This is a genomic window from Devosia sp., assembly GCF_036676215.1.
Lineage (GTDB): Bacteria > Pseudomonadota > Alphaproteobacteria > Rhizobiales > Devosiaceae > Devosia.
The window spans coordinates 63,318-86,967 of record NZ_JAKFDJ010000075.1 but is presented as its reverse complement, the minus strand read 5'-3'; the positions used below and the strand labels follow the sequence as shown (position 1 = coordinate 86,967).

General features: G+C 63.8%; 18 protein-coding genes. 12 read left to right on the top strand and 6 right to left on the bottom strand.

The window, feature by feature from the left end:
• Window positions 1-44 precede the first annotated feature (44 nt).
• The 4 genes from V6M52_RS08265 to V6M52_RS08250 all read left to right on the top strand — a co-directional run bounded on the left by V6M52_RS08265 (window position 45) and on the right by V6M52_RS08250 (window position 6,249).
• Window positions 45-1,133, top strand: a complete 1,089-nt coding sequence (locus tag V6M52_RS08265) for a BMP family ABC transporter substrate-binding protein (RefSeq protein WP_332700670.1) — start codon at window positions 45-47, stop codon at window positions 1,131-1,133.
• 237 nt (window positions 1,134-1,370) lie between these two features.
• Window positions 1,371-2,597 (top strand): urate hydroxylase PuuD, encoded by a 1,227-nt coding sequence (locus V6M52_RS08260; RefSeq protein ID WP_332700669.1) that lies wholly within the window; start codon window positions 1,371-1,373, stop codon window positions 2,595-2,597.
• Window positions 2,594-3,889: a guanine deaminase gene (gene guaD, locus V6M52_RS08255; RefSeq protein ID WP_332700668.1), complete on the top strand. Its 1,296-nt coding sequence runs from the start codon at window positions 2,594-2,596 to the stop codon at window positions 3,887-3,889. The genes V6M52_RS08260 and guaD overlap by 4 nt, the downstream gene beginning before the upstream one ends.
• A 200-nt stretch (window positions 3,890-4,089) precedes the next feature.
• The gene (locus tag V6M52_RS08250; RefSeq protein WP_332700667.1) at window positions 4,090-6,249 is read left to right on the top strand and encodes a malate synthase G; all 2,160 of its coding nucleotides are present in this window, start codon (window positions 4,090-4,092) and stop codon (window positions 6,247-6,249) included.
• Between the two features lie 10 nt (window positions 6,250-6,259).
• On the opposite strand, the gene ade is transcribed toward V6M52_RS08250, so the two are convergent.
• Window positions 6,260-7,969 carry an adenine deaminase gene (ade, locus tag V6M52_RS08245; RefSeq protein WP_332700666.1) on the bottom strand — a complete coding sequence of 570 codons (1,710 nt, stop codon included), beginning with the start codon at window positions 7,967-7,969 and terminating at the stop codon, window positions 6,260-6,262.
• Window positions 7,970-8,087: 118 nt separating this feature from the next.
• Here ade and V6M52_RS08240 point away from each other — a divergent pair, with 118 nt between their 5' ends.
• Complete coding sequence (locus V6M52_RS08240) at window positions 8,088-8,246, top strand: hypothetical protein (RefSeq protein WP_332693916.1); 159 nt, start codon at window positions 8,088-8,090, stop codon at window positions 8,244-8,246.
• Between the two features lie 298 nt (window positions 8,247-8,544).
• On the opposite strand, the gene V6M52_RS08235 is transcribed toward V6M52_RS08240, so the two are convergent.
• The gene (locus tag V6M52_RS08235) at window positions 8,545-10,770 is read right to left on the bottom strand and encodes a putative bifunctional diguanylate cyclase/phosphodiesterase (RefSeq protein ID WP_332700665.1); all 2,226 of its coding nucleotides are present in this window, start codon (window positions 10,768-10,770) and stop codon (window positions 8,545-8,547) included.
• A 94-nt stretch (window positions 10,771-10,864) separates the two neighbouring features.
• Window positions 10,865-12,067: an ROK family transcriptional regulator gene (locus V6M52_RS08230; RefSeq protein WP_332700664.1), complete on the bottom strand. Its 1,203-nt coding sequence runs from the start codon at window positions 12,065-12,067 to the stop codon at window positions 10,865-10,867.
• Window positions 12,068-12,385: 318 nt separating this feature from the next.
• Between V6M52_RS08230 and V6M52_RS08225 the strand changes: the two genes are divergently transcribed.
• The 6 genes from V6M52_RS08225 to V6M52_RS08200 all read left to right on the top strand — a co-directional run bounded on the left by V6M52_RS08225 (window position 12,386) and on the right by V6M52_RS08200 (window position 18,083).
• Window positions 12,386-13,414 carry a sugar ABC transporter substrate-binding protein gene (locus V6M52_RS08225; RefSeq protein ID WP_332693906.1) on the top strand — a complete coding sequence of 343 codons (1,029 nt, stop codon included), beginning with the start codon at window positions 12,386-12,388 and terminating at the stop codon, window positions 13,412-13,414.
• Window positions 13,415-13,494: 80 nt separating this feature from the next.
• Complete coding sequence (locus V6M52_RS08220; RefSeq protein WP_332693903.1) at window positions 13,495-14,571, top strand: ABC transporter permease; 1,077 nt, start codon at window positions 13,495-13,497, stop codon at window positions 14,569-14,571.
• Window positions 14,568-15,386, top strand: a complete 819-nt coding sequence (locus V6M52_RS08215; RefSeq protein ID WP_332693900.1) for an ATP-binding cassette domain-containing protein — start codon at window positions 14,568-14,570, stop codon at window positions 15,384-15,386. The genes V6M52_RS08220 and V6M52_RS08215 overlap by 4 nt, the downstream gene beginning before the upstream one ends.
• 156 nt (window positions 15,387-15,542) lie before the next feature.
• Window positions 15,543-16,589, top strand: a complete 1,047-nt coding sequence (locus tag V6M52_RS08210) for an NAD(P)-dependent alcohol dehydrogenase (protein ID WP_332700663.1) — start codon at window positions 15,543-15,545, stop codon at window positions 16,587-16,589.
• 144 nt (window positions 16,590-16,733) lie between these two features.
• On the top strand, window positions 16,734-17,519 hold the full coding sequence (locus tag V6M52_RS08205) for an SDR family NAD(P)-dependent oxidoreductase (RefSeq protein WP_332700662.1): 786 nt from the start codon (window positions 16,734-16,736) through the stop codon (window positions 17,517-17,519).
• Window positions 17,520-17,576: 57 nt separating this feature from the next.
• Window positions 17,577-18,083, top strand: a complete 507-nt coding sequence (locus V6M52_RS08200; protein WP_332693890.1) for an MgtC/SapB family protein — start codon at window positions 17,577-17,579, stop codon at window positions 18,081-18,083.
• Between the two features lie 322 nt (window positions 18,084-18,405).
• Here V6M52_RS08200 and V6M52_RS08195 read toward each other — a convergent pair whose 3' ends face one another.
• Window positions 18,406-18,852, bottom strand: a complete 447-nt coding sequence (locus V6M52_RS08195) for a hypothetical protein (RefSeq protein ID WP_332693887.1) — start codon at window positions 18,850-18,852, stop codon at window positions 18,406-18,408.
• 283 nt (window positions 18,853-19,135) lie between these two features.
• On the opposite strand from V6M52_RS08195, the gene V6M52_RS08190 reads away from it, so the two are divergent.
• Entirely contained in the window at window positions 19,136-20,878 is a 1,743-nt protein-coding gene (locus V6M52_RS08190; protein WP_332700661.1) for a tetratricopeptide repeat protein, read from the top strand.
• Window positions 20,879-20,953: 75 nt separating this feature from the next.
• Here the strand turns inward: V6M52_RS08190 and murD are convergent, their stop codons facing one another.
• Together murD and V6M52_RS08180 are read right to left on the bottom strand one after the other, a co-directional pair.
• The gene (gene murD / locus V6M52_RS08185) at window positions 20,954-22,243 is read right to left on the bottom strand and encodes a UDP-N-acetylmuramoyl-L-alanine--D-glutamate ligase (RefSeq protein WP_332700660.1); all 1,290 of its coding nucleotides are present in this window, start codon (window positions 22,241-22,243) and stop codon (window positions 20,954-20,956) included.
• The gene (locus tag V6M52_RS08180) at window positions 22,233-23,564 is read right to left on the bottom strand and encodes a hypothetical protein (RefSeq protein ID WP_332693878.1); all 1,332 of its coding nucleotides are present in this window, start codon (window positions 23,562-23,564) and stop codon (window positions 22,233-22,235) included. Before V6M52_RS08180 ends, murD begins: the two co-directional genes overlap by 11 nt.
• Window positions 23,565-23,650 lie beyond the last annotated feature (86 nt).

The following is a 23,650-nucleotide window of genomic DNA, read 5'->3' as shown; positions in this document are numbered from 1 at the left end:
CAATGGCTCTCGATCATCAAGAAAAGTCATCCAGGAGAAACCAAATGACACTTTCACGTCGTAATGTCCTCAAGGTCGGCGCTGCTGCGGCCGCGCTGCCGCTGCTCGGCTCCAGGGCCTTTGCCCAGGCCGAACCGCTCAAGGTCGGTTTCATGCTGATCGGTACGCCCAACGACAATGGCTGGAATTTCGGCCACGCCACCGGTGCTGCCTTCATGAAGGAAACGCTGGGCGATCTGGTCGCCGAGCCGACGATCGTCGAAAACGTGCCGGAAGGCCCGGACTGCGAACGCGTGCTGCGCGAACTGGCCCAGTCCGGCCACAAGCTGATCTTCGCCACCAGCTTCGGCTATGGCGACTATGTCATCAAGGTTGCCCAGCAGTTCCCGGACGTAAAGTTCGAGCATGCCACCGGCTACCAGCGCTCGGACAACGTCGCGACCTACAATGCCCGCTTCTACGAAGGCCGCGCCGTCTGCGGCACTCTGGCTGGCCATCTCTCCAAGACCGGCAAGGCCGGCTATGTTGGCTCTTTCCCCATTCCCGAAGTGGTGATGGGCATCAACGCCTTCACACTGGCGGCGCGCAAGATCAATCCTGATTTCACCATGACCCCGGTCTATATCTCGACCTGGAACGATCCGGCCAAGGAAGCCGATACCGCCCGCGCCATGATCGACCAGGGCATCGACGTGATCGCTCAGCACACCGACGGTCCCGCTGCGCTGCAGGTTGCCGAAGAGCGCGGCATTGTCGGCGGCTTCGGCCAGGGCGCCGACATGAGCGCCTTCGCCCCCAAGGCACAGCTCACCTCGATCATCGACAATTGGGGCCCGCATTATGTCGAGGCCGCCCAGGCGGTGATCGACGGCACCTGGGCCAGCGGCGACCGCTGGCCCGGCATCAAGGAAGGCGAAGTGCAAATCGGGCCGTATAACGAGTCGATTCCCGCCGACGTCGTCGCTGCTGCCGAGGCGGTCAAGAATGGCCAGGCTGACGGCTCGTTCCACATTTTCACCGGCCCGATCAACGACCACACCGGTGCGGAACGCGTCGCCGCCGGCGTGACGATGACGGACGGCGAGCTGCTGAGCATGGACTGGTATGTCGAAGGCGTGAACCCGCCGGCTTGATCGATCGGTTGATCTGAATGGAAGGGGCGGCCGAGTCCGCCCCTTTTTCTCGGCTCCTTCGCCCTTCTCCCCTCGTGGGAGAAGGTGCCCGAAGGGCGGATGAGGGGGCGCGTGCCCTCCCAGGGCTTCTGGCATGGGATAGCGCAGTACCCCTCACCCTGACACTTCTGCTGAACGCAGAAGTGTCGTCCCTCTCCCACAAGGGCGAGGGGGAACGCGGTGAATGGGATAGAACGAATGCCCGATTATGCAATCTTGTTCGAATGGCTGAGCTTTGCGGTGCGCTGGCTGCATGTGATCACCGCCATCGCCTGGATCGGCTCGTCCTTCTATTTCATTGCGCTTGACCTGGGCCTGCGCAAGACGCCGAGCCTGCCGCCGCTGGCGCATGGTGAGGAGTGGCAGGTGCACGGGGGTGGTTTCTATCACATCCAGAAATACCTGGTGGCGCCGGAGTTTTTGCCCGAGCACCTGACCTGGTTCAAATGGGAGAGCTATTGGACCTGGTTCTCCGGCCTGATGCTGATGGCGATGATCTACTATGTCGGGGCTGACCTCTATCTCATCGACCGAAATGTGCTCGACGTGCCGGTCTGGGCGGCGATTGGTCTGTCTATCGGCTCCATCGTGCTCGGCTGGGTGCTCTATGACGCGCTCTGCAAGTCGCCCATCGGCAATTCCACCACCGGGCTGATGCTGGTGCTGTTCGCTATCCTCGTCGCCATGAGCTGGGGCTATACGCAGCTCTTCACCGGCCGCGCGGCGATGCTGCATATGGGCGCCTTCACGGCGACTATCATGGCGGCCAATGTGGCGATGATCATCATCCCCAACCAGAAGATCGTGGTGGGCGATCTCAAGGCGGGCCGTGTGCCCGATGCCAAATATGGCAAGGTCGCCAAGCAGCGCTCGCTGCACAACAACTACCTGACGCTGCCCGTCATCTTCTTCATGCTCTCGTCCCACTATCCGCTGGCCTTTGCCACGCAGTGGAACTGGATCATCGCCTCGCTGATCTTCCTCGTCGGCGTGGTCATCAGGCACTATTTCAACACCCGCCATGCGCGGAAGGGCAATCCGCACTGGACCTGGCCGGTCGCGGTGATCCTCTTCATCATCATCGCCTGGCTGTCTTCAGGCCCGAAGCTGCCGGGTTCGGCGGGAGAGGAGGTGGCGTCTCGTGCGGCCGAACCCTTTCTCGCAGCAACTCATTTCGAGGCAGCCAGCCTGACCGTGCAGACCCGCTGCGCCATGTGCCATACGGCCGAGCCGGCCTGGCCGGGCGTCTATGAAGCACCCAGGAACGTGATCCTCGACAATGATATCGCCATTGCCAACCACGCCAAGGACATTGCCATCCAGGCCGGCTATGCCCATGCCATGCCGCCGGGCAATGTCAGCGAGATGACCGATGAGGAGCGGGCGTTGATCGTCGAGTGGTTCCGCGAGGGCTCGGGGCAATGAGCCGGACCATATTGCGCGGCCGGGTGCTGACCTTCGTCAGCGAGCCCCAGGGCGTCGATGATACGGCGAGCTACCGCTATCTCGAGGATGGCGCGATCACCATTGAAGATGGCAAGATCATCGCCGTCGGCGATTTCGTCTCCGACGATATTGCCGAGGTCATCGACCACCGCCCGCACCTGATCCTGCCCGGCTTCATCGACATGCATCTGCACTATGTGCAGAGCCAGATGATCGCCTCCTATGCCGCTTCGCTGCTGGAATGGCTCAATACCTACACCTTCGTCGAAGAGCAGAAATTCGGCCAGCAGGGCCATGCCGGCGCCATCTCCAGTGCCTTTTTTGACGAACTGATCCGCAACGGCACCACTACGGCCGTCGCCTATTGCTCCAGCCACCCACAGTCGGTCGATGCGTTTTTCGCCGAAGCCGAAAAGCGCAACATGCTGATGGTGGGCGGCAAGGTGATGATGGATCGCAATGCGCCCGAGGCGCTGTGCGACACTGCCCAGTCTGGCTATGACGACACCAAGATGCTGATCGAGCGCTGGCATGGCCGGGGCAGGGGCCTCTACGCTATCTCGCCGCGCTTCGCCCTCACTTCGACGCCGGAACAGCTCGAGGCCTCCCAGACTCTGGTGGCCGAGCACCCCGATTGCTACGTGCAGACCCATCTCAGCGAGAATGCCGCCGAGATCACCTATGCGATGGAGCTCTATCCGGGCTCGCCCGACTATACCGGCATCTACGAGGATTATGGCCTGCTCGGTCCCAAGATGCTGCTGGGCCACTGCATCCATCTCAACCACCGCGAGACGCGCGTGCTGGCCGAGACCGGTTCAGTGGCGGTGTTCTGCCCGACCTCCAACCTGTTTCTCGGCTCCGGCCTGTTCGACCACGAGCGGCTCAGCAAGGCGGGCGTGCGCATTGGCGTTGCCACCGATATTGGCGGGGGCACCAGCTATTCGATGCTGCGTACGCTCGACGAGGGCTACAAGGTGCTGCAATTGCGCGGCCAGCGGCTGACGCCGCTCAACTCGTTCTACATGATGACCCTGGGTAATGCGCGGTCGCTTTCGCTGGAGGGCACGATCGGCGCTATCGCGCCGGGCAACGCGGCCGACCTTGTGGTGCTCAATGCCGGCGCCACCCCCGCCATGGCGCTGCGCCTGGCGACGGTGACGTCATTGGTCGAAGAACTGTTCCTGCTGCAGACGCTCGGAGACGACCGGGCGATCGCCGAAGTCTATGTCGCTGGCGCAAGGGCGAAGTCGACTTTAGGCGGGTTGTGAGGGCAATGGGCTTGCCATAGGTTGCGCTCGGGTTTGCGGGTCGAGCGCCTCTTCACCTCTCCCTGGGGGAGAGGTCGACCGTCTTCGGTCGGGTAAGGGGGCCTCCCCCACGCAACGGGCAAATGAGAAGGCCCCCTCACCGGGCGCGGTCGCGCCGACCTCTCCCCCAACGGAGAGGTAAGAAAGAAGAAGGACCAAGAATGACCACCTACCTCACGAAGTCCGGCCTCTCCGTCCATCCCCTGCTGGTCGATTTCGTCGAGAAGGAAGCGCTCCCGGGCCTCGCCGTTACGGCCGAGCAGTTCTGGTCGGGCTTTGCCGCAATCATTGCCGAGCATGGGCCCACCAATGTGGCGCTGCTGGGCAAGCGCGACCAGATCCAGGGTCAGATTGATGACTGGCATCGCAAATACGGTGCCGTCGCCAACAATCCGCAGGGCTATGAGTTCTTCCTGCGCGAGATCGGCTATCTGGTGCCCGAGCCGGCCGACTTCACCATCGAGACCACCGGTCTTGATCCCGAGATCACCACGCTATGCGGTCCGCAACTGGTGGTGCCGGTGTCCAATGCGCGCTACGCGCTCAATGCCGCCAATGCCCGCTGGGGCAGTCTCTACGACGCCTTCTATGGCACCGATGTCATCGGCCGCGATGGCGACCTTGCGCCGGGGCAGGGGTTCAATGCAGCGCGCGGGGCAGCGGTGGTCGACAAGGCCGCCACGTTCCTCGACGAGAATTTTCCGCTCGCCAGCGGCAGCCATCGCGACGTCACCGGCTATCACGTGATCAAGGATAGCGAGGCCCGCCATCTCCAGGTCGACACTGCGGCCGGCCGCACTGGCCTGCGCGACCCGGGCGCCTTCGTCGGCTATGGCGGCACCGAGGCCAAGGGCGAACTGGTGCTGCGCCATCACGGCCTGCATGTCATTCTCGTCATCGAGCCGGGCAGCCTCATCGGCGGCACGCACAAGGCGGGGCTGAGCGACATCATTGTCGAGGCGGCGCTCACCACCATCCAGGACTGCGAAGACTCTGTCGCCGCGGTCGACGCCGAGGACAAGGTGGGCGTCTATCGCAACTGGCTCGGCCTGATGAACGGCACGCTGGAAGATACCTTCCAAAAGGGCGGCAAGACCGTCACCCGCAAGCTCAATGCGGACCGGATCTACAAGGACGTCAACGGCGCGCCCCTGGTGCTCAAGGGGCGCTCGCTGCTGCTAGTGCGCAATGTCGGCCACCTGATGACCACCGACGCGGTGCTGTTCGATGGCAAGCCGATCGGCGAGGGGCTGATGGACGCGGCGGTGACCGTGCTCTGCGCCATGCAGGACAAGGTCAACAGCACGACGGGCGCCATCTACATCGTCAAGCCCAAGATGCATGGCCCGGAGGAAGTGGCCTTCGCCTGCGCCATCTTTGCCTCGGTCGAAAGGATGCTGGGGCTCGCGCCGCTGACCATCAAGATCGGCATCATGGATGAGGAGCGCCGCACCTCGGCCAACCTCAAGGCGGCGATCTACAAAGCCCGCCAGCGGGTGTTCTTCATCAATACCGGCTTCCTCGACCGCACCGGCGATGAGATCCACACCTCGATGGAAGCAGGCGCCGTGCTGCGCAAGGACGAGATCAAGTCGGAGCGCTGGATCGGGTCCTACGAGGATCGCAATGTGCTGATTGGGCTGGCCTGTGGCCTCTCGGGCAGGGCGCAAATCGGCAAGGGCATGTGGGCGCGGCCTGACGACATGGCGGCGATGATGGCCTCCAAGGCCGCTCATCCTAATGCTGGGGCCAATACCGCCTGGGTGCCGTCGCCCACCGCCGCGATCCTGCATGCGCTGCACTATCACGAGGTCGACGTGTTCGAGGCACAGAAGCGCCGGCATAACCAGGCGGTGCCGGGCTTGGGCGAACTGTTCTCAATGCCGATCCAGGCGCCGTTCTCGCTCAGCCGCGAGGAAATCACCCGCGAGTTGGAAAACAACGCGCAGGGCATCCTGGGCTATGTGGTGCGCTGGGTGCAGCAGGGCGTGGGCTGTTCCAAGGTGCCCGACATCAACAATGTCGGGCTGATGGAAGACCGAGCCACCTGCCGTATTTCCAGCCAGGCGGTCGCCAACTGGCTGCGCCATGGCCTGGTCAGCCGCGACGAGCTGACCTCAACCTTCGAGCGCATGGCCGCCGTCGTGGACGAGCAGAATGCCGGCGACCCGCTCTATCGCCCGATGGCTGAAAACTTCCAGTCTGTTGCCTTCCAGGCCGCACTCGACCTGGCCCTGCACGGCGCCGACCAGCCCAGCGGTTATACCGAGCCGCTGCTGCATGCGGCCCGGCGCAAGGTTAAGTCGCGCGACGGGCACTAGCCTGGTTGCCTCAGTCGACGAAGTCGAACTTGTCGACGTCGAACAGGCCGCGGTCGGTCATCTTGAGGTGGGGGATGACGGGCAGCGCGAGGAAAGCAACCTGCAAGAAAGGTTCCGGCAAGCTGCAATCAAGGGCGTAAGCTGCTTGCCGCAAAGCGTGCAGATCATGCGTCACCTCTTCGAACGGCTTGGGGCTCATCAGCCCCGCAATCGGCAGCGCCAGCTCTGCCGTCACCTGGCCGCCGTCCGAGACGACAAAGCCGCCGTGTAGCTCGATCAGCCGGTTGACGGCCACGGCCATGTCCTCGTCGGTGGCGCCGATGACAGTGATGTTGTGGCTGTCATGGCCAACCGAGGAGGCGATGGCGCCGCGCTTGAGGCCAAAGCCCTTGACGAAGCCGCGGCCGATATTGCCGTTCTTGCCGTGCCGCTCGATCACCGCGACCTTGAGCACATCGGCCTCGAGATCGGGCCGAGTGCCGCGATCGCTGCTCGGCAGAACCGCGGATTCGCGGAAGGTCAGGATCAGGCCCGGCTTGACGCCGATCACCGGCGTCTGGTTGCGGTCGGCGCGGACCGGCACGATGAAGTCGTCCGGGGCGACAGGCTTGGCCTTCATCGAGCTCAAGCCGACCGCGGCGACGGGCCGGCGCGCGGCGAACAGGTGCGGTCCCACCAGTCGTCCGGCGGTCACCACATCGCTGACGCGGCAATCCTCAAGGCTATCAAGCAGGGCGATATCGGCGCGCCAGCCGGGGGCGACGAGCCCACGGTCATTGAGCCCAAAGATGCGGGCAGCCGAGTGGCTGGCAGCGCGGTACACATGATGCAGCGGCCGGCCCATGGCGATCAGGCGGCGGATGGAGCTATCGAGGTGTCCCTCCTCGGCGATGTCGAGCGGGTTGCGGTCATCGGTGCAGAGCGCCACGAAGGAGGAGGTGTTCTCGTCGAGCACTTCGGCCAGCGCCTTGAGATCCTTGGAGACCGAGCCCTCGCGGATCAGGATGGCCATGCCCTTGGCCAGCTTCTCGCGCGCCTCGGCGGCGCTCGTGGCTTCATGGTCGGTACGGATGGCGGCGGCCAGATAGCCATTGAGACCCATGCCGAGCAGCAGCGGCGCGTGGCCGTCGATATGGCCGTCCTGAAAGGCGGTGAGTTTGGCGATGATACCGGGATCGGCATTGAGCACGCCGGGGAAGTTCATCATTTCGGCGAGGCCGATGACCTTTGGATGGGACCGGAAGGGTTCGAGGTCCTCGATCTCCAGCGCCGCGCCGGCGGTCTCGAAGGCGGTGGCGGGCACGCAGGATGAGAGGTTGACCCGTACATCCATCACCGTCTGTTCGGCGCAATCGAGGAAATAGCGGATGCCTTCGGTGCCCAGCACATTGGCGATCTCATGCGGGTCGCAGATCACTGTGGTGACGCCATGCGGCAGCACACAGCGGTCGAATTCGAAGGGGGTGACCAGCGAGGATTCGATATGCAGGTGCGTGTCGATGAAGCCTGGCACAGCAAAGCGGCCCTTACCGTCGACGACGGTCTTGCCCTCATAGCTCGCGTGGGTGCCGACTATGCGGTCGCCGACGATGGCGATGTCGGTCTCGGCCAACGCGCCGGTGATCACGTCGAGCAGGCGCACATCCTTGATGACAAGGTCGGCTGGTTCCTTGCCCTGTCCGGCCATGATCATGCGGGTGAGGGCGGCGGCAGTGGTCATAGGGCAATCCTGGGTATCATTCATGGCCGAGGGTCGGCCGGCATGCGGGCCGCGTCAAGGCCAGCGGAACCTGCATGGCATGGGACACGTTTGCCATCAACCGACAGAGGAGAGCGTCATGGAGACCTATGATCCGAAGAAGAGCCAGACCGAAGTGCGGCAGGGCAGCCCGCGCAGGATGAATCTACGCGTGCTGATCACGTCGTTGAGCGGCATCATCGTGCTCTTCGCCGTCATTTACCTGGTCTATTCGCTCACCCAATCCAACCCCACCTGACCCTACTATCTGCGCGAGCTTGCCGGCGTCGAGATTTCCGTCAACCGGCGAGGCCCCTGGCGCAGCTCGAGGTGGGGCGCTCGGACGCGGCGCGCCGGCCGCAGATGGCCCAGGTGGCGCGAGGTGTCCGAAGTGCTCCGCAATACGCCGGCGACCTGCCGGAACTCCTATATCGCGCCCTGCCTGTTCAAGTTGTTTGACGATGTCGGCTGAGGGCGGTGTGGGAGGGGGCGGGCAAAGGGTGCGCTGGTCTGCTGGCGCGCGAAAAACGGCTGGGTGTCGTACTCGCGGCAATGGCCTAGGCCGGCACGGCCTCGGTGCTAACGTCCTTGGGCGCATTGGCCATGTCGGCGAAGATCGCGGTGATCTGTTCCGCCGGCACCCCGCCCGAAAACAGGAACCCCTGCAAGGTGTTGCAGCCCAGTTGCCCCAGTATCGTTGCCTGCCCCTCGGTCTCCACTCCTTCGGCGGTGACTGCGAGGTCCATGGCATGGGCTAGGCTGACGATGGCCTGGGTGATGGCCACCGATACGTGGCCGTCGGCGAGCTGGGAGACAAAGGAGCGGTCGATCTTGATGCGGTCGACGGGGTAGCGCTTGAGGTAGCTGAGCGAGGAATAACCAGTGCCGAAGTCGTCCAGCGCAATGTGGATTCCGGCGGCACGGAAGGCACGCAGGTTCTGTCCCGAGAGATGCTCATTGTCGAGCAGGATCGATTCGGTGATTTCCAGCTCCAGATCGCCCGGCCGCATGCCGGTTTGGCTCAGGATGTCGAAGACCTGGCTGGAAAAGCGCGGATTGCGCAGCTGGGTGGGCGATATATTGACGGCGATGGTTCGGCCGGGCGCCGTAGCGCCAAGCTCGCAGGCCCGGCGCAGCACGAATTCGCCCAGGACCTCGATGAGACCGGTGTTCTCGGCCACGGGAATGAAGCGCGCGGGGGATATCTGACCATATTTCGGGTGGTGCCAGCGCGCCAGGCTCTCTGCGCCCATCACCTTGCGTGTTCGCTGGTCGACCAGCGGCTGGAAGACGACCGAAAGCTGGTCGTCACGCTGCAAGGCTTCGCGCAGTTCCTCTTCGATGGTGTGCTGGAGCTGCAGCAGTTCGTTCATGTGCTCTTCATAGACGACGGCCCGGTTGCGGCCGCCGGCCTTGGCCTCGTAGAGCGCGATGTCGGCCTTGCGCATCAGTTCCTGCGGATCGGCATTGCTGCCGGAGGCATGGACGATGCCGATGCTGGCGCCAACATGCGCCCTGAAACGGCGAAGATCGAAAGGCTGGCCGATCGCCTCGACGATCTGGGTCGCCAGAGCAAGGGTCGTCCCGTGGTCGCGTTCCTGGATCAACATCACGAATTCGTCGCCGCCGAGCCGGGCGATCGTCACGGCAGGTCCGACGATTGCGCGTATACGGTCGCCGACGGCGCAGATCAGTTCATCCCCAGCCTGATGGCCCAGCGTGTCATTGACCTGCTTGAAGCGGTCGAGATCGAGCATCATCAGTGCCAGATTTGCGTCAGGTCCCGTGCGTTCCGCGAGTATACGGGCCAGTTCGACATCAAAGCTCGTCCGGTTGGGCAAGCCGGTCAGCAGGTCGTGGGCCGCCTGGTGCTCTGCATGGCGTCGCCCCGCGTCAAGCGCTGCCGATGAGTGGCGCAACTGCCGCAACAACAGCAGGACCAGGATAGCCGCGACGATGAAGGCGGCGACCAGGGCCGGGCCGGTCTGAAGCAGCAGCATCAATCCGGGCCGGTCGCGGTCCCACTCGAAGAAGGCAACGAAACGTCCCGTGGTACTGAAAATCGGGTAGACGGCGCGACCGGGATCATCGGTCCGGCTGAGGCTGAAACGGCCCTGTTCGAACCTGTGTTCGCGGGCCAGATGGGCGGCGGCGTTGCCATCGAGAAACTGCACGGCGGCGATCAGGGGTTCGGTGCCGGGCGATTGGGTGATGGCGCCCGTATCGGAAACCAGGGCCATTGCGCCGATCAGGGCGGGGACGCCCTCAACCACCGCAAAATCAGCCAGGGCGCGCGGCTCGGGTGGCTTTCGGGGCGGGGGCAGGATGTGGGGCAGGGCCCGAAGGCGGTCAACCAGCAACTGCACCGGGCCCAACTGGCGGGCATAGGCCTCCGCATCGACCGCGTTGCCATTGCGCATCATGTAGAGCGGGCGGTTTGCGCCGTCGAACACGACGGTTTGGTGATGTCCGAAGAACTCCTGCGTCCAGGTGCCGAGATTGATGTGAACCCAGTTGAAGTTGAACATCAGCCGCGTGTTGATCACGGAGTCGTCCCAGACGCCGACGCTGGCCAGTTCGTGGATCAACCGGGCGCGCCGGGCGTCCATGACCTCGTGGATCATTTTGGTCTGCCGTTCGAGAGAACGCTGGTCGATGCTTGCGGTGGACCACAAGACGAAGCCGAGTGTCGCGACGGCCGTTATGCCCAGCGCCAGAACGACGGGCAACAGAAAGGCCGCGGAAAAGTGCCGGCGCTCGAGTGTCGAGGTTTTGGACGGCATCTAGCTACCGGTTTAGGCCATACGGGTGCAAAATGTAGCCGAGTGGTCGTTGCGGACTGGTTACCAAACCGAAATTGTGTTTGTGTTCAGCGGATTAGCTGTTTTCCTTGAACAGAACTTCGCGATCCTGCGTGAAATTGGCCAGCAGTGGCAGGCAGGCCCCGCCGATTTCGCGCGCGCCAAAGCCCATCGTGCCCTCCGCGATGGTGAAGGGCGCCAGTCCCTGCAGGTCGAAATTGATCAGGGCCGCCCTAGCGGCCCGGACCAATGCCGCACGGACGGTCTCGGGAAAGGCGCCGTCGATGACGATGGTGCGGAAATCGATGATGGAGACGGCACTAACGGCAGCGATGGCAAGGCTGCGCGCCGCATCGGCGATCCATTCGTTCAGCGGCTGACCCAGTTCGCCCCATTGGCCCGGCTCGCGCCACAGCACCTGCGGGTCAACGCCGGCGGCGGCGAGGCGGTCGGCCAGGACATAGATCGATGCGCTGCGCAGGATCTGCTGGAATCCGCCATCGCTGGTCGGCACAGGCAGGGGGCCGATGGCGCCGCCATAGCCGGTTCGTCCGGGGAACAGGTGACCATTGAGCACAACGCCGCCGCCGATAAAGGAGCCGAGAAAGATATAGAGAAAATCTTCCCCATGCTGGCCATTGCCGAGCACAAGTTCGGCCGCGCAGGCGGCGGTGCCGTCATTGTGGAAATAGACCGGCCATGGGCTGATGGCGGCAATGTCGCCGCGAATATCGGCCTGGCGCCAGGCTTCGAGCACGTCCGGCGGCGCGCCGAGCTGGGATTCCCAGTTCCACAATTCGAAGGGCGAAGCGATGCCGAAGCCAGCAATGCGCAGTCGCTCCGCGTCGTTCAGTGACCGGGTCAACTCAGCGATACCGCGCCTGGCCAGGGCACGGATGATCTCGGGCGTGGGGTAGGGGTGCGGCTCGTGGATACGGCCCAGCACAGTGCCGGCGAAATCCATCAGGACGATGTCCGAACTGCGACGGCCGATCTTGAGGCCGAGGAAGAAAGCGCCGCGTGGATTGAGGGCATAAGGCACAAGCGGCTGGCCGACCTTGCCGCGCAACGGATCCAGCCGGATGACGATTCCGTCTGCCTCGAGGCCATTGGCGATGGTGGATATGGTTTGCGGCGAGAGCCCGGTCCGGCGCGCGATATCGGCCTTTGGCAGGCTGCCATGCCGGCGGATCAGGGATAGCACGAGACGCTCATTATAGAGCCGCACACCTGTCTGGTTGGTGCCCCGGTTCAGATCATCCAGACCGATGCGTCCCATCCCCCTTCTGACCATCAAGACGCCCCTCCGTTAACCGCCGCGCGCTGTTTCAGGATCAGCCATAGGCGGCATGAAACGCCAAATTGCAATCGATTTCATTGACTTATGGCGCTCCCTCGCGACTAGGAAAGGGCAACGATCGCGCTCTGTCAATTAATAAATCACTTGGACAAACTTATTGACAGCCGCGCTTCAATGCACTGTTATGACCGCCGTGGGGACGGGCAAGGAGGATATCTTACCCGGACCATGGCGGATCGACGGCCCCGGAAAAGCGGGCCGCGGACGCCCCTGTGAAATCCTCGGGAGGATATTTTGATGGGTAAGTTTGTGAAGGTCGCGGCCGCCGGGGCCGTGATGCTCGGCCTTATGTGCGGTACGGCCGCCTATGCACAGGAGGTCATTGTTGGCCTCATAACCAAGACTGAAGGCAATCCGTTCTTCGTAAAAATGCGCGAGGGCGCTCAGGCCAAGGCCGATGAGCTCGGCCTTGAGCTGCGCACTTTTGCGGGCAAATTCGATGGCGACAATGACAGCCAGATCGCGGCCATCGAAAACCTCATCGCCTCCGGTGCCAAGGGCTTCGCCATCGTGCCATCGGATTCCAGCGCTATCGTGCCGACCATCCAGCAGGCCCGCGATGCCGGTCTCCTGGTGATCGTGCTTGATACCCCGCTCGATCCGATCGATGCTGCTGACGCGACCTTTGCTACTGATAATCGCCAGGCCGGTCGCCTGATCGGCCAGTGGGCTGCCGGAACGCTGGGCGCCGAAGCTGCCAATGCCAAGATCGCTATGCTCGATCTGGCTGTGAACCAGCCGACGGTGGACTATCTGCGCGACCAGGGCTTCATGGAAGGCTTCGGCATCGACGTGATGGATCCCAATAAGTACGGCGACGAGACCGATGCCCGTATCTGCGGCCATGAAATGACCGCCGGTGCCGAAGATGGTGGCCGTACTGCCATGGAAACGCTGCTGCAGAAGTGCCCGGATATCAACGTGGTCTACACCATCAACGAACCATCCGCTGCCGGCGCGTTCGAAGCGCTCAAGGCTGCTGGCCGCGATGATGGCTCCGTGCTGATCGTCTCGGTTGACGGCGGCTGCCCAGGCGTAGCCAACGTCAAGGACGGCGTCATCGGTGCCACCAGCCAGCAATATCCGCTGCTGATGGCCTCGCTGGCCATGGAAGCCATCAAGGTGTTCGCCGAAACCGGCGAGAAGCCTCCGGTATCGCCGGGCCTGGACTTCTTCGACACTGGCGCTGCGCTGGTGACGGACAAGCCGGTCGATGGCGTTACTTCGATCGATACCGCGGCTGGCGCTGAGCGCTGCTGGGGCTAAGCTGGCCTGACGCATGTCGCAGGCCGCCCTCCGGGGCGGCCTGTTTCCGGTTTTCCAAGTGACCCTGGGGAGGGGCATTGATGAGTGATGATGCAAGCGGCAGCGCGGTAGCCGAAAAGGGTCTGGCCGGTGCGGCCCAGTCGGTCGCGAGTTTCGAGGAGGAATCGCCTGGCGTAATCCGCCGGATACAAGCCTTTCTCCACAGCTATCCTACGGCCATCCCTTTCATCGTCCTGATTGTCGGCATCGCCATCTTCTCGGTCGCCGCCGGCTCCAAATTCTTTGCGCCGTTCAACCTGTCGCTGGTGCTGCAGCAGGTGACCATCATCGGCGTGCTGGGCATTGCCCAGACACTCATCATTCTCACCGCCGGCATCGACCTGTCGGTCGGCGCCATCATGATCCTGTCCTCAATCGTGATGGGCCGGCTGTCGGTCGTTGCCGGCGTCCCGGTCGAGATCAGCTTCGTGCTGGGTCTCGCCACGGGGATATTGTGCGGCCTGATCAATGGCGTGCTGGTGGCGCTGGTCAAGTTGCCGCCCTTCATCGTGACCCTGGGCACCTGGTCGATCTACGGCGCGATGATCATCTTCATCTCCAATTCCGAGACCATCCGTAGTCAGGATATCGCGGCCATCGCGCCCATGCTGCATTGGATGGGTGCGCGGGTGGCGCTGGGCGGAGGCGCGATCCTCACGGCCGGGTCCATGGTGATGATCCTGATCGCGGCGTCGATCTGGTACATTCTCAACCGCACCGCCTTTGGGCGCCACATCTACGCCACGGGCGATGATCCCGAGGCGGCGCGTCTGGCCGGCATCAACACGAAAATGACGCTGATCGGCGTCTATACGCTGGCCGGGTTCATCTGCGCTCTGGCGAGCTGGGTGCTGATCGGCCGCGTCGGCGCCGTGTCCCCACTGGGCAGCCAGACGGCGAACCTCGATTCCATCACTGCCGTTGTGATCGGCGGCACCTCGCTGTTCGGCGGGCGCGGCTCGATCGTCGGCACGTTGCTGGGCGCGCTCATCGTGGGCATGTTCCGCAACGGCCTGGCGCTGGCCGGCGTCGACGTGCTCTGGCAGGAATTTGCCGTTGGCGCCCTCATCATCATCGCAGTCACCACCGACCAGTGGATCAGAAGGATCTCGGCATGAGCCTGGACCAGACGGCAGCGGGCCTTACCGCAACCCCCATCGCCGGACCCCAACCGATCCTCTCGGCCCAGGGGCTGCAGAAACGCTACGGCAAGGTAGTGGCGCTCGATCATGCTGATTTCGAGCTGATGCCGGGGGAAATCCTGGCCGTCATCGGCGACAATGGCGCCGGCAAGTCCACCCTGATCAAGGCGCTCTGCGGCGCCGTGATCCCCGATGCAGGCACCGTCAAACTCGATGGCTCGCCGGTGCATTTCAAGTCACCGATGGAAGCCCGGCTCGCCGGCATCGAGACAGTGTACCAGAACCTGGCTTTGTCGCCGGCTCTCTCGATCGCCGACAACCTGTTCCTCGGCCGCGAGATGCGCAAGCAGGGGCCGCTGGGTAATATCTTCCGCCTGCTCGATCGCTCGAGAATGAACAAGCTCGCCCGCGAGAAGCTCAGCGAACTTGGCCTGATGACCATCCAGAACATCAACCAGTCGGTCGAGACCCTCTCGGGTGGCCAGCGGCAGGGCGTGGCCGTGGCCCGTGCCGCCGCGTTCGGCTCCAAGGTGGTGATCATGGACGAGCCCACCGCAGCTCTGGGCGTCAAGGAAAGCCGGCGCGTGCTCGAACTGATGCTGGACGTCAAGCGGCGGGGCATGCCCATCGTGCTGATCAGCCACAACATGCCGCATGTCTTCGAGGTGGCCGACCGCATCCATATCCATCGGCTGGGCAAGCGGATCGCGGTGATCAATCCCAAGGACTATTCGATGTCCGACGCAGTGGCGATCATGACGGGAGCGATGCAACCGCCTGCAATGGCCTGATTTCAAGTGATGCCGGTCTGCAAATGATGACTTTCTGCGCTTCCGGTGCTCACGTACTGATGTACGCTGCGCTCCGGTTCTCGAAAGCCAGCATTTTCGACTCGGCCTGACTTGAAACTCGGGCCAATCCCCCCGTGCCTTTGGCAGGAATTTGTAATGACCCAAGTCCGCGCCCTCGTCCTTGAACGCCAGCACGAGCTGGCCCTGCGCGATATCGATCTGCCGCTGGATGTCGGCCCGGGCATGGTCAAGATCGCCATTCACACCGTAGGGGTCTGCGGCTCAGACGTGCATTACTATACCCACGGCAAGATCGGGCCCTTCGTGGTCAACGCGCCAATGGTGCTGGGCCACGAGGCAGCGGGGACGGTGACCGAGGTCGGCGCCGGCGTGACCCATCTCAAGATCGGCGACCGCGTCTGCATGGAGCCGGGCATCCCCGATCCCAATTCACGGGCCAGCCGGCTGGGCATGTACAATGTCGATCCGGCGGTCAATTTCTGGGCGACGCCGCCGGTGCATGGCGTGCTGACGGCAGCAGTGGTGCACCCGGCAAACTACACGTTCAAGCTGCCCGACAATGTGAGCTTTGCTGAAGGCGCAATGGTCGAGCCCTTCGCCGTGGGCATGCAGGCCGCCACCAAGGCCAGGATCACGCCCGGCGATACGGCCGTGGTGCTGGGGGCAGGGCCCATCGGCACCATGGTGGCATTGGCCGCACTGGCAGGCGGCTGCGCGCGCGTCATCGTGGCCGATCTGGCGCAGCCCAAGCTCGATATCGCGGCCCAATATCAGGGCGTGATCCCGGTCAATATCCGCGACAGGAATGTGGTCGAGGAGGTCGCGCGGCTGACCGAAGGCTGGGGCGCCGATGTGGTGTTCGAATGCTCGGGCTCGCCCCATGCCTGGAAGACCATCATGGATCTGCCGCGTCCGGGTGGGGCCATCGTGGTGGTCGGCCTGCCGGTGGATCCGGTGGCGGTCGATATCGCCGGTGCCTCGGTTAAGGAATTGCGGATCGAGAACGTCTTCCGCTACGCACATCAATATGACCGCGCCATCGCGCTGATCGCCTCGGGCAAGGTGGACCTCAAGCCGCTGATTTCCGAGACGTTTGCTTTCGAGGATTCCAAGGCTGCGTTTGACCGAGCGGTGGAAGCAAGGCCGAGTGATGTGAAACTGCAGATCAGGGTGGCGAGGTAGCCCCTTCATCCGGCGCTCCGCGCCACCTTCTCCCGCATGGAGAGAAGGGGATCGGCTGAGAACTTTCGGCTCCATCCCCTTCTCCCCTTGTGGGAGAAGGTGCCCGAAGGGCGGATGAGGGGGCTTCGGCAAGGGAGAATACACATGGACCTGAACCTGCGCGACAAAGTTGCCGTCATCACCGGCGGCACGGTCGGCATTGGGTTGGCGGTCGCCGAGGGCCTTGCCGCCGAAGGCGCCAATCTGGTGCTGGTCGGCCGCAACAAGGAGCGCGCCGATGACGAGGCGGCGCGCGTTGCCGACAGGTTCGGCATCATCGTCACCGCCATCGCTGCCGATGTCGCCACAGCCGACGGCTGCGACGCGGTCATCAAGGGCACGGCCAAGGCCTTTGGCGGCGCCGATATCCTGATCAACAATGCAGGGACCGGGTCGAACGAGACCATTGCCGAGGCCGACGACGCCAAGTGGCAATATTACTGGGACCTGCATGTGATGGCCGCGGTGCGGCTGGCGCGCGGGCTGGTGCCGGGTATGAAGACGCGCGGTGGCGGCGTAATCCTCCACAATGCCTCGATCTGCGCCGTGCAACCGCTGTGGTATGAGCCGATCTACAACACCACCAAGGCGGCACTGATGATGTTTTCCAAGACCCTCGCCAACGAGGTGGTTGGGGACAATATCCGCGTCAATACCATCAATCCCGGCCTGGTGCTGACGCCGGACTGGGTCAAGACGGCCAAGCAGATCGCTGGCGAGGACGGCTGGCAGGCGCATTTGCAGGGCGTTGCCGACGAGGCCGGCGGCATGAAGCGCTTCGCTACCCCGGAGGAACTGGCAAACTTCTTCGTCTTCATGTGCTCGCACAAAGCCAGCTATTCCACCGGCTCCACCTATTTCGTCGATGGCGGCTGGCTCAAGACGGTCTAGGAACCAAGCGCGCCATTCAGGGTTGTGACCACAGCGTCACAAACTCGGACTTTCGCCATGGATGTCGGCAACGAATTCGGTTTCGTGCAGACCTATCTGCCCCAGCACATCATCGCCATCCGCCTGCTGATCGCCGCCCTGCTCGGCGCGATGATCGGCTTCGAGCGTGAGATCAACACCGCCGAGGCGGGGTTGCGAACCCATATCCTGGTGGCGGTTGCCGCGGCGCTCTTCACCATCCTCGCCTTCGAGATATTTCACACAATCGAGACCGCCGGCGGACCTCAGGCCGATCCGATCCGTTCCGTGGAAGCAGTGACCGCCGGCATTGCCTTTCTTGGCGCCGGCGCGATCTTCCGGTCGGGAGCGGGCGTTCAGGGGCTGACCACGGGCGCTGGCATGTGGCTCGCAGGGGCGGTCGGCCTGGCGACTGCGCTGGGCTACTATATCGTTGCGTTCGGCGTGGCCTTGTTGGCGGTGATCGTGCTGGCCGCGTTGCGCGCCCTGGCCCACAACATCATCCGGCATGAAAGCCACCGGAAGGACACAGGCAAGCAGGCCTGATTTCTTCCAGCTATCTTGCAGCATGCTTGCGGTTTTCTGGCCCGAACGGGCCGCGGGGAGAAGCAATGGACCTCGGCATCAGCGCTGAGGGACCCGCGCGCTGCCAATTTGCCTCTCCCCCCGTACGGCCGCGACCGGGAGGTGTCGCGACCGCGCCCCTGCATCAGCCCCCTTGGAGTAGGGCCGGTGCCCTCTCAGCCGCGGGATGCGCGGACAAAGAGGTAGGAATGATCGGGGGGACGCTTGGGAATGCAGGGGCAGTCCGAAAACCGCTGATGCAGCGTCCCACCCGACCGTGGCATGCAACCTGTGGACGCAGGTATTACATGCCAACCGCATCAAGGCGCTGACTGCGCGCCCAGAAACTGACTATGTTCGCTGCCTCGCGCCGATAGGCGTCGAGTTCGGCATGCCGGACGAAGACCGCTGCCGCCCCGGCGGTCTGTAGGCCGTCGCGTTGCGCGAGGTCGGCCGGTTGCACCATTGCGACGACCAGAACGCCTTTCTGGCGCATCAGGGGCTGGATGGAGGCGACGAATTCGAGATTGGCACTGCTGTGGGCCTTGAGGTCGACGATGACCAGACCGGGCCAGTTGGTTGCGGGGTCGGCCAGTACAGAGGTCAGGCGGGCGCGGCCCGCATTTGCGTCGCCATACCACCTGATGTCGGGCGCGCCATGGGCGAGCAACATGCGCGTCAGCAGATGCGCCGAGTGCTGGTCGTCATCAACGAGCGCCACGAATGGCTGGTTTTCCGGATTTTCGCTCAATACACACCCTGTTGCCCCAAGCCGCGCGGGGCAATCTCGCAAAAAGAAACGAATACCTGCGCACCGCGGGAGCGGTGACGGCCGGTACTGTTCAAAACCAGATGGTCAAACTCCGATCGGGGCCTAGCCGAGCAGAGCAGAGCCGCATTGCATGCGACAGCGACCGGCCCTATGCGGCAAGCGCGCGCGTCGCGGTAGGCAAGCTTAGGTAACTTCCACGTAACCTGCCCTTGCGTTTTACATGTAAAGTGCCACTATGCAGGTTATCGGGGAGGTGGTTTTCTTGACCGGGCCTGTGCCGAATCGCGAGGCGATCCTGACGGTTCTCGAGCGACTGCTCTCGTGGTCGGAAATCGCGCGCTCTCCGCAGCTTGCCCGTTTTCTGGACTATATCGTACGGCGCAAGCTGGACGGCGACGTCCAGTCCATCAAAGCCTATTCCATTGCCGTGGATGTGTTCGGCCGCGCTGTGGATTTCGACCCGCAAGCAGACCCGATCGTGCGGGTGCAGGCGCGCCGTCTGCGTAGCTTGCTCGATGAATACTATCGTGGCCCCGGCCTTGGCGAGACCTTGCAGATACGCCTGCCGGTGGGGCGCTACATCCCCGAGTTCATCGAGAACTCCGAAGGTGACGAGCCCGGCGGCCAGGCGCCGCTGCCGCCCAAGGACGCCGAGGCCCCGCGCGGGCCCTCCAGCAGATTGCCGATGTCCTGGTATATGCTCGCCGTCATGGCATTGGTCACCGCTACGGTCGCCTACGCGCTCGGCGAATGGGGGCGGGGGCGGGATCTGTTGGCTCAACCCGGTGGCGCGCCGCAGCGCCCGAGCGTCGGCATTGTCGAGTTCCAGGATCTATCGGTCGGCGCAAATCTGTTGCCCCAGGTGTCGGGGCTGGCCATCGAACTGGTGACCGATCTCGAGCAGTTCGGGACCTTCGATGTCCGATATGGGGGTGATGGCGAAGCCAATGTCATGCCGGACGATTTGCCGCTCAACGATTTCGTGCTCAGCGGTATCGTGCGGCTCGATGCGGGCGTGGTGCAATACAGCGCCATCCTCACCGAAAGCCGGACAGGCAGTGTGGTGTGGAATCACACGCTTGCCGTACCCCCGGCCGAGGCGATGACGCCGGGCGTGCTGGATGGAGTATCGAAGGCGTTCGCGCTGGTGCTCGGCAGCCCTCGGGGACCGCTGCACGCCGCAGCCCGGCAAATGCTCATATCTGGCACAGCAGAGCAGGTGGAGATCAGCCCCTATTTCTGCAGGGTGCTGTTCGATTTCTATCGCGAAACGGGTGGCGCGGTGGAGGCCGAGCGGGCCGATGCCTGCTTTGCCGCCCTGCCGGAGACCGACAGGCAAAGTGCCGAGGCCCTTGCCGCCACGGCCAGTCTGGTGGCCGAGCGTGGCAGCCCTTCCATGGCGGTCGAGACAAGCCTGGCCGACCGGTTTCGCATCGCCGGGGTCGGCCTGGAGCGCGCCATGGATCTTGATCCGATCAGTGGCTTCGTGTGGGAACAGCGGGCCCGGCTGCGTGAGGCGCAGGGCGCGCTTGCTCTGGCGCGGGGCGATTTCGCCTCGGCCGTCCAGCTCAACCCTGCCAATGCCGACGCGCTGGCCGGCTTTGCCCGCATTCTGGCCCTTGGCGGCAGCTTGAGCGAGGCGGAGCCCATGGCGCGCGATGCGGCGGAGGGAACGCCCAATCCACCGGCCTGGTATCACGGGGTGCCGGCCCTGCTGGCTCTGCGGGATGGTGATCTTGCCAGGGCGATCGCGAGCGCCGAGCGCTATGCCGAGGCCGACCGAGAACTGGGGCCGATCCTCGCCATCATGGCGGCGCAACGAGCAGGCGATAGCGCGGTGGTCAACCGCTATCTGCCGCAAGTGCTCGATGTGCCGGCGTTCCGAGCCAAGGGCGTGCTGCCGCGCCTGCGCGAGCGTATCAGCGATGAGTCGCTGGTGGAGTCGATCCGCGGTGCGCTGGTCGAAGCGGGCGTTCCGCCGCAGGCATTGATGCGCGCCTTCTAGGCGGCTAGTGCGCCAACGCCAACGATGCGCCTACGCCGCGGTCCGTTCCACGAGAACTGCCAATTTCGACACCTGCTAGCCGAAAATGGCTTGCGCGAGTTCGACAAATCGGAGCCCACGGGCCTCGAAATTCTTGAACTGGTTGTAGGACGGGGCGCCCGGCGACAGGATCAGTGCGTCGAAGTCATCGCGATGCTGGTGCAGAGCGTGCATGGCTGCTTCGAGATCGAGTGCGGGCAATACTGTTATGTGCGGCGCCGCGATATGGGTGGCTGCCGCAAGGCGCATGCCGGTCACCGGCAGGCAGGCGACAGTGGTCACACCATAGCCCGCAAGCAGCCCCGCCAGTTCGCCATAGTCCTGTTCGCGCTCATGGCCGCCGCCGATCAGCGCCAGGCGATAGCCCTTATAGGCGGCAAGCGCGGCCTTGGTGGCCTCGGGGGTGGTGGAGATTGAATCGTTGACGAAAAGCGTTCCGCCGAACTGGTGCTCTTCCAGCCGGTGCGGCAGGGGGATGAACGCGGCAATACCATGCACCACGCCCTCGAGCGTCGCGCCGGCCGCCAGGGCGATGCAGGCGGCCAGATGGGCATTGTCGAGATTGTGGGCGCCCTTGAGGCGAGAGCCGGCCGCGGCCTTGTCGATGGCGGCTGTTTCCTCAGGCGTCAGGTCGCGGATCAGCCGGCGGTGGTCGCGCACCGCCATGGCCACCCGCGCATTGCCCTTGGCCGCCGCACCCAGGGCGATGGGGAAGCCGCCTTCGCGGTCGATCAGGTGCAGCTTGTCGCGATAGTAGCGCTCAAGCGAACCGTGCCAGTCGACATGTTCGGGATAGAGATTGGTCACTGCCGCGATATCGGGCAGAAAGCTCATATCAGCGGTCTGGTAGCTGGAGAGCTCGAAGATCACCACGGGATGCTGGTCGGCGATATCGAGGGGCGCCAGGCCGACATTGCCGGCCAGGCCCGCGTCGATGCCCGATTTTGTCAGCATCAGATGCACCAGCGTCGCGGTGGTCGATTTGCCCTTGGTGCCGGTAATGGCGATGACCGTGCGGCCGACACGATAGGCGGCGCCCCAGAGATTGAGGTTCGAGGTGACCGGAATGCCGGCGTCGCGGGCGATGTCGAACACATCCTTGTAGCGCGAGACCCCCGGGCTCTTGACGATGTGGCCGAAGCGGTGCGCCCTTATGGCCGCTATCAGGTCCGCCGGGGCAATGACCTCGGTATCGGGAATATCGGCGTCGCCGCTGTCGACGGTAACGAAGACCTTGAGATCGGGCTGGCGCGCCTTGAGGAAGGCGCGGGTGGAGAGGGCCTCGCGCCCGGCGCCATAGAGCAGGATAGGTTCTTCAAACCGCATAGGCGGCCACCTTGGCGGCAAGTGCGGGGGGAATATGATGATCGTGGCTGTCGGTCAGGCATTCGGCCATCGCCGCCTGCAGCTTGGGCTCGCCATATTGGGCGAAGAGATCGGCCTTGACCGCACGAACCACGGCCGCCTCGTGCCAGTCGGCGTGGCGCGTCAGTGTGTAGAGGCAGGCCGCGGCTTCGAGGATTTCGCCCACGCATTCCCACGGCTTCTGTCCGGCCAGCCCTGCTAGCTCGCGGAACGAGCCCTCATTGGCCGGATTATCGAGCAGGTCCTTGCCGAAGATCGCCAGTAGCCGCTCCTTGGGCATGAAGGGGGCAAAGATCAGGAAGACGAAGTGGCATTTTGGGCATTCGCCGCACCAGAGCGGACCATCATGACCGGCCAGCCGGAAATTGCGATTGCAGCTGGAAAACACGCGGTCGAACTTGGTTTCGTGCGTGAACAGCGAGGCAATACGGGCTTCTGAATAGGGGCGCAGCAGCGAGAAATATTTGAGCGCGCCGCCGGTGGCATCGCTCAGGATCGCGGCGATCAACAGTTCGAAGCCAAGCGATTTGGAATATTGGTGATTGGTTTCGCGCCCATCGAACTCGACATTGCCCTCGCTGGCCGAGCGCTCGTTGGAGAGCACGATCTGGTTGTAGCCGTAGAGCAGGGCGCAGAGGGCGGCGATCATCGAGTTGATCGCGGTTGAGGGCACGTGGCCATTGTAGTAGCCGGGCTCCTGGCCCAGCCGGATCATTTCGGGATCGAGCGTGCGGGTGACATAGACCGGCGGCGTGCCGATGGTCTCGACCGAGGTCAGGATCGGGCCCTTGGGGTTGACGGCGAAGGGCGTGAAATCGACCCCGACATGGCTGAGCAGATCGACGCTGACCAGCGAATCCTTGCCCCCGCCGATGGGCAGCAGGGTGCGATTGGGCAGGGTCACGGCGGGCCCGGTCTCGTCTGCGTCATGCGGCGCCTCGATCGAGAGCTTGCCGAAGCGCATCAGGTTGTTGCGCGCGTAGAACTCGCCCAGGCCGTTCTCATAGATATCAATGGCGAAGGCGCGCTCGGCCTCGGAAAGGGCGATTTCGGGCGCGGCGATCACGAAGGGTGCGCGCAGCTTGAAATAGCTGACGCCCAATACCACCGCGGTGAGATCGAGCAGTTTCCGGAATGCCGGGCTCGCCGCCGCCGCAGCATCGGCACCGGCCGGGAGGCCGAGCGTTTCGACGAAGCGCAGGCCGTCCAGGCCATAGCCGAAACTGGCGCTACCCGTCGCCGGGTCGAATTGCGGGCGCTCGATACGGAATTGTTCGGTCAAGGCTTGGGGTACTCGCGAGGTTGGCTCATCATATAGGTGATTTGCCGGCGTGGCGGGAGTGGGGCACTTTCGCGCCCATGTCGTCT

Bases quoted from the DNA above. Each gene is read 5' to 3' on its own strand.
- V6M52_RS08215 (WP_332693900.1), top strand. From the start codon at position 14,568: ATGAGCCTGGACCAGACGGCAGCGGGCCTTACCGCAACCCCCATCGCC.
- murD (WP_332700660.1), bottom strand. From the start codon at position 22,243: ATGCGGTTTGAAGAACCTATCCTGCTCTATGGCGCCGGGCGCGAGGCC.
- V6M52_RS08260 (WP_332700669.1), top strand. From the start codon at position 1,371: ATGCCCGATTATGCAATCTTGTTCGAATGGCTGAGCTTTGCGGTGCGC.
- guaD (WP_332700668.1), top strand. From the start codon at position 2,594: ATGAGCCGGACCATATTGCGCGGCCGGGTGCTGACCTTCGTCAGCGAG.
- V6M52_RS08240 (WP_332693916.1), top strand. From the start codon at position 8,088: ATGGAGACCTATGATCCGAAGAAGAGCCAGACCGAAGTGCGGCAGGGC.
- V6M52_RS08220 (WP_332693903.1), top strand. From the start codon at position 13,495: ATGAGTGATGATGCAAGCGGCAGCGCGGTAGCCGAAAAGGGTCTGGCC.
- V6M52_RS08210 (WP_332700663.1), top strand. From the start codon at position 15,543: ATGACCCAAGTCCGCGCCCTCGTCCTTGAACGCCAGCACGAGCTGGCC.
- V6M52_RS08235 (WP_332700665.1), bottom strand. From the start codon at position 10,770: ATGCCGTCCAAAACCTCGACACTCGAGCGCCGGCACTTTTCCGCGGCC.
- ade (WP_332700666.1), bottom strand. From the start codon at position 7,969: ATGACCACTGCCGCCGCCCTCACCCGCATGATCATGGCCGGACAGGGC.
- V6M52_RS08230 (WP_332700664.1), bottom strand. From the start codon at position 12,067: ATGGGACGCATCGGTCTGGATGATCTGAACCGGGGCACCAACCAGACA.
- V6M52_RS08205 (WP_332700662.1), top strand. From the start codon at position 16,734: ATGGACCTGAACCTGCGCGACAAAGTTGCCGTCATCACCGGCGGCACG.
- V6M52_RS08250 (WP_332700667.1), top strand. From the start codon at position 4,090: ATGACCACCTACCTCACGAAGTCCGGCCTCTCCGTCCATCCCCTGCTG.
- V6M52_RS08265 (WP_332700670.1), top strand. From the start codon at position 45: ATGACACTTTCACGTCGTAATGTCCTCAAGGTCGGCGCTGCTGCGGCC.
- V6M52_RS08200 (WP_332693890.1), top strand. From the start codon at position 17,577: ATGGATGTCGGCAACGAATTCGGTTTCGTGCAGACCTATCTGCCCCAG.
- V6M52_RS08225 (WP_332693906.1), top strand. From the start codon at position 12,386: ATGGGTAAGTTTGTGAAGGTCGCGGCCGCCGGGGCCGTGATGCTCGGC.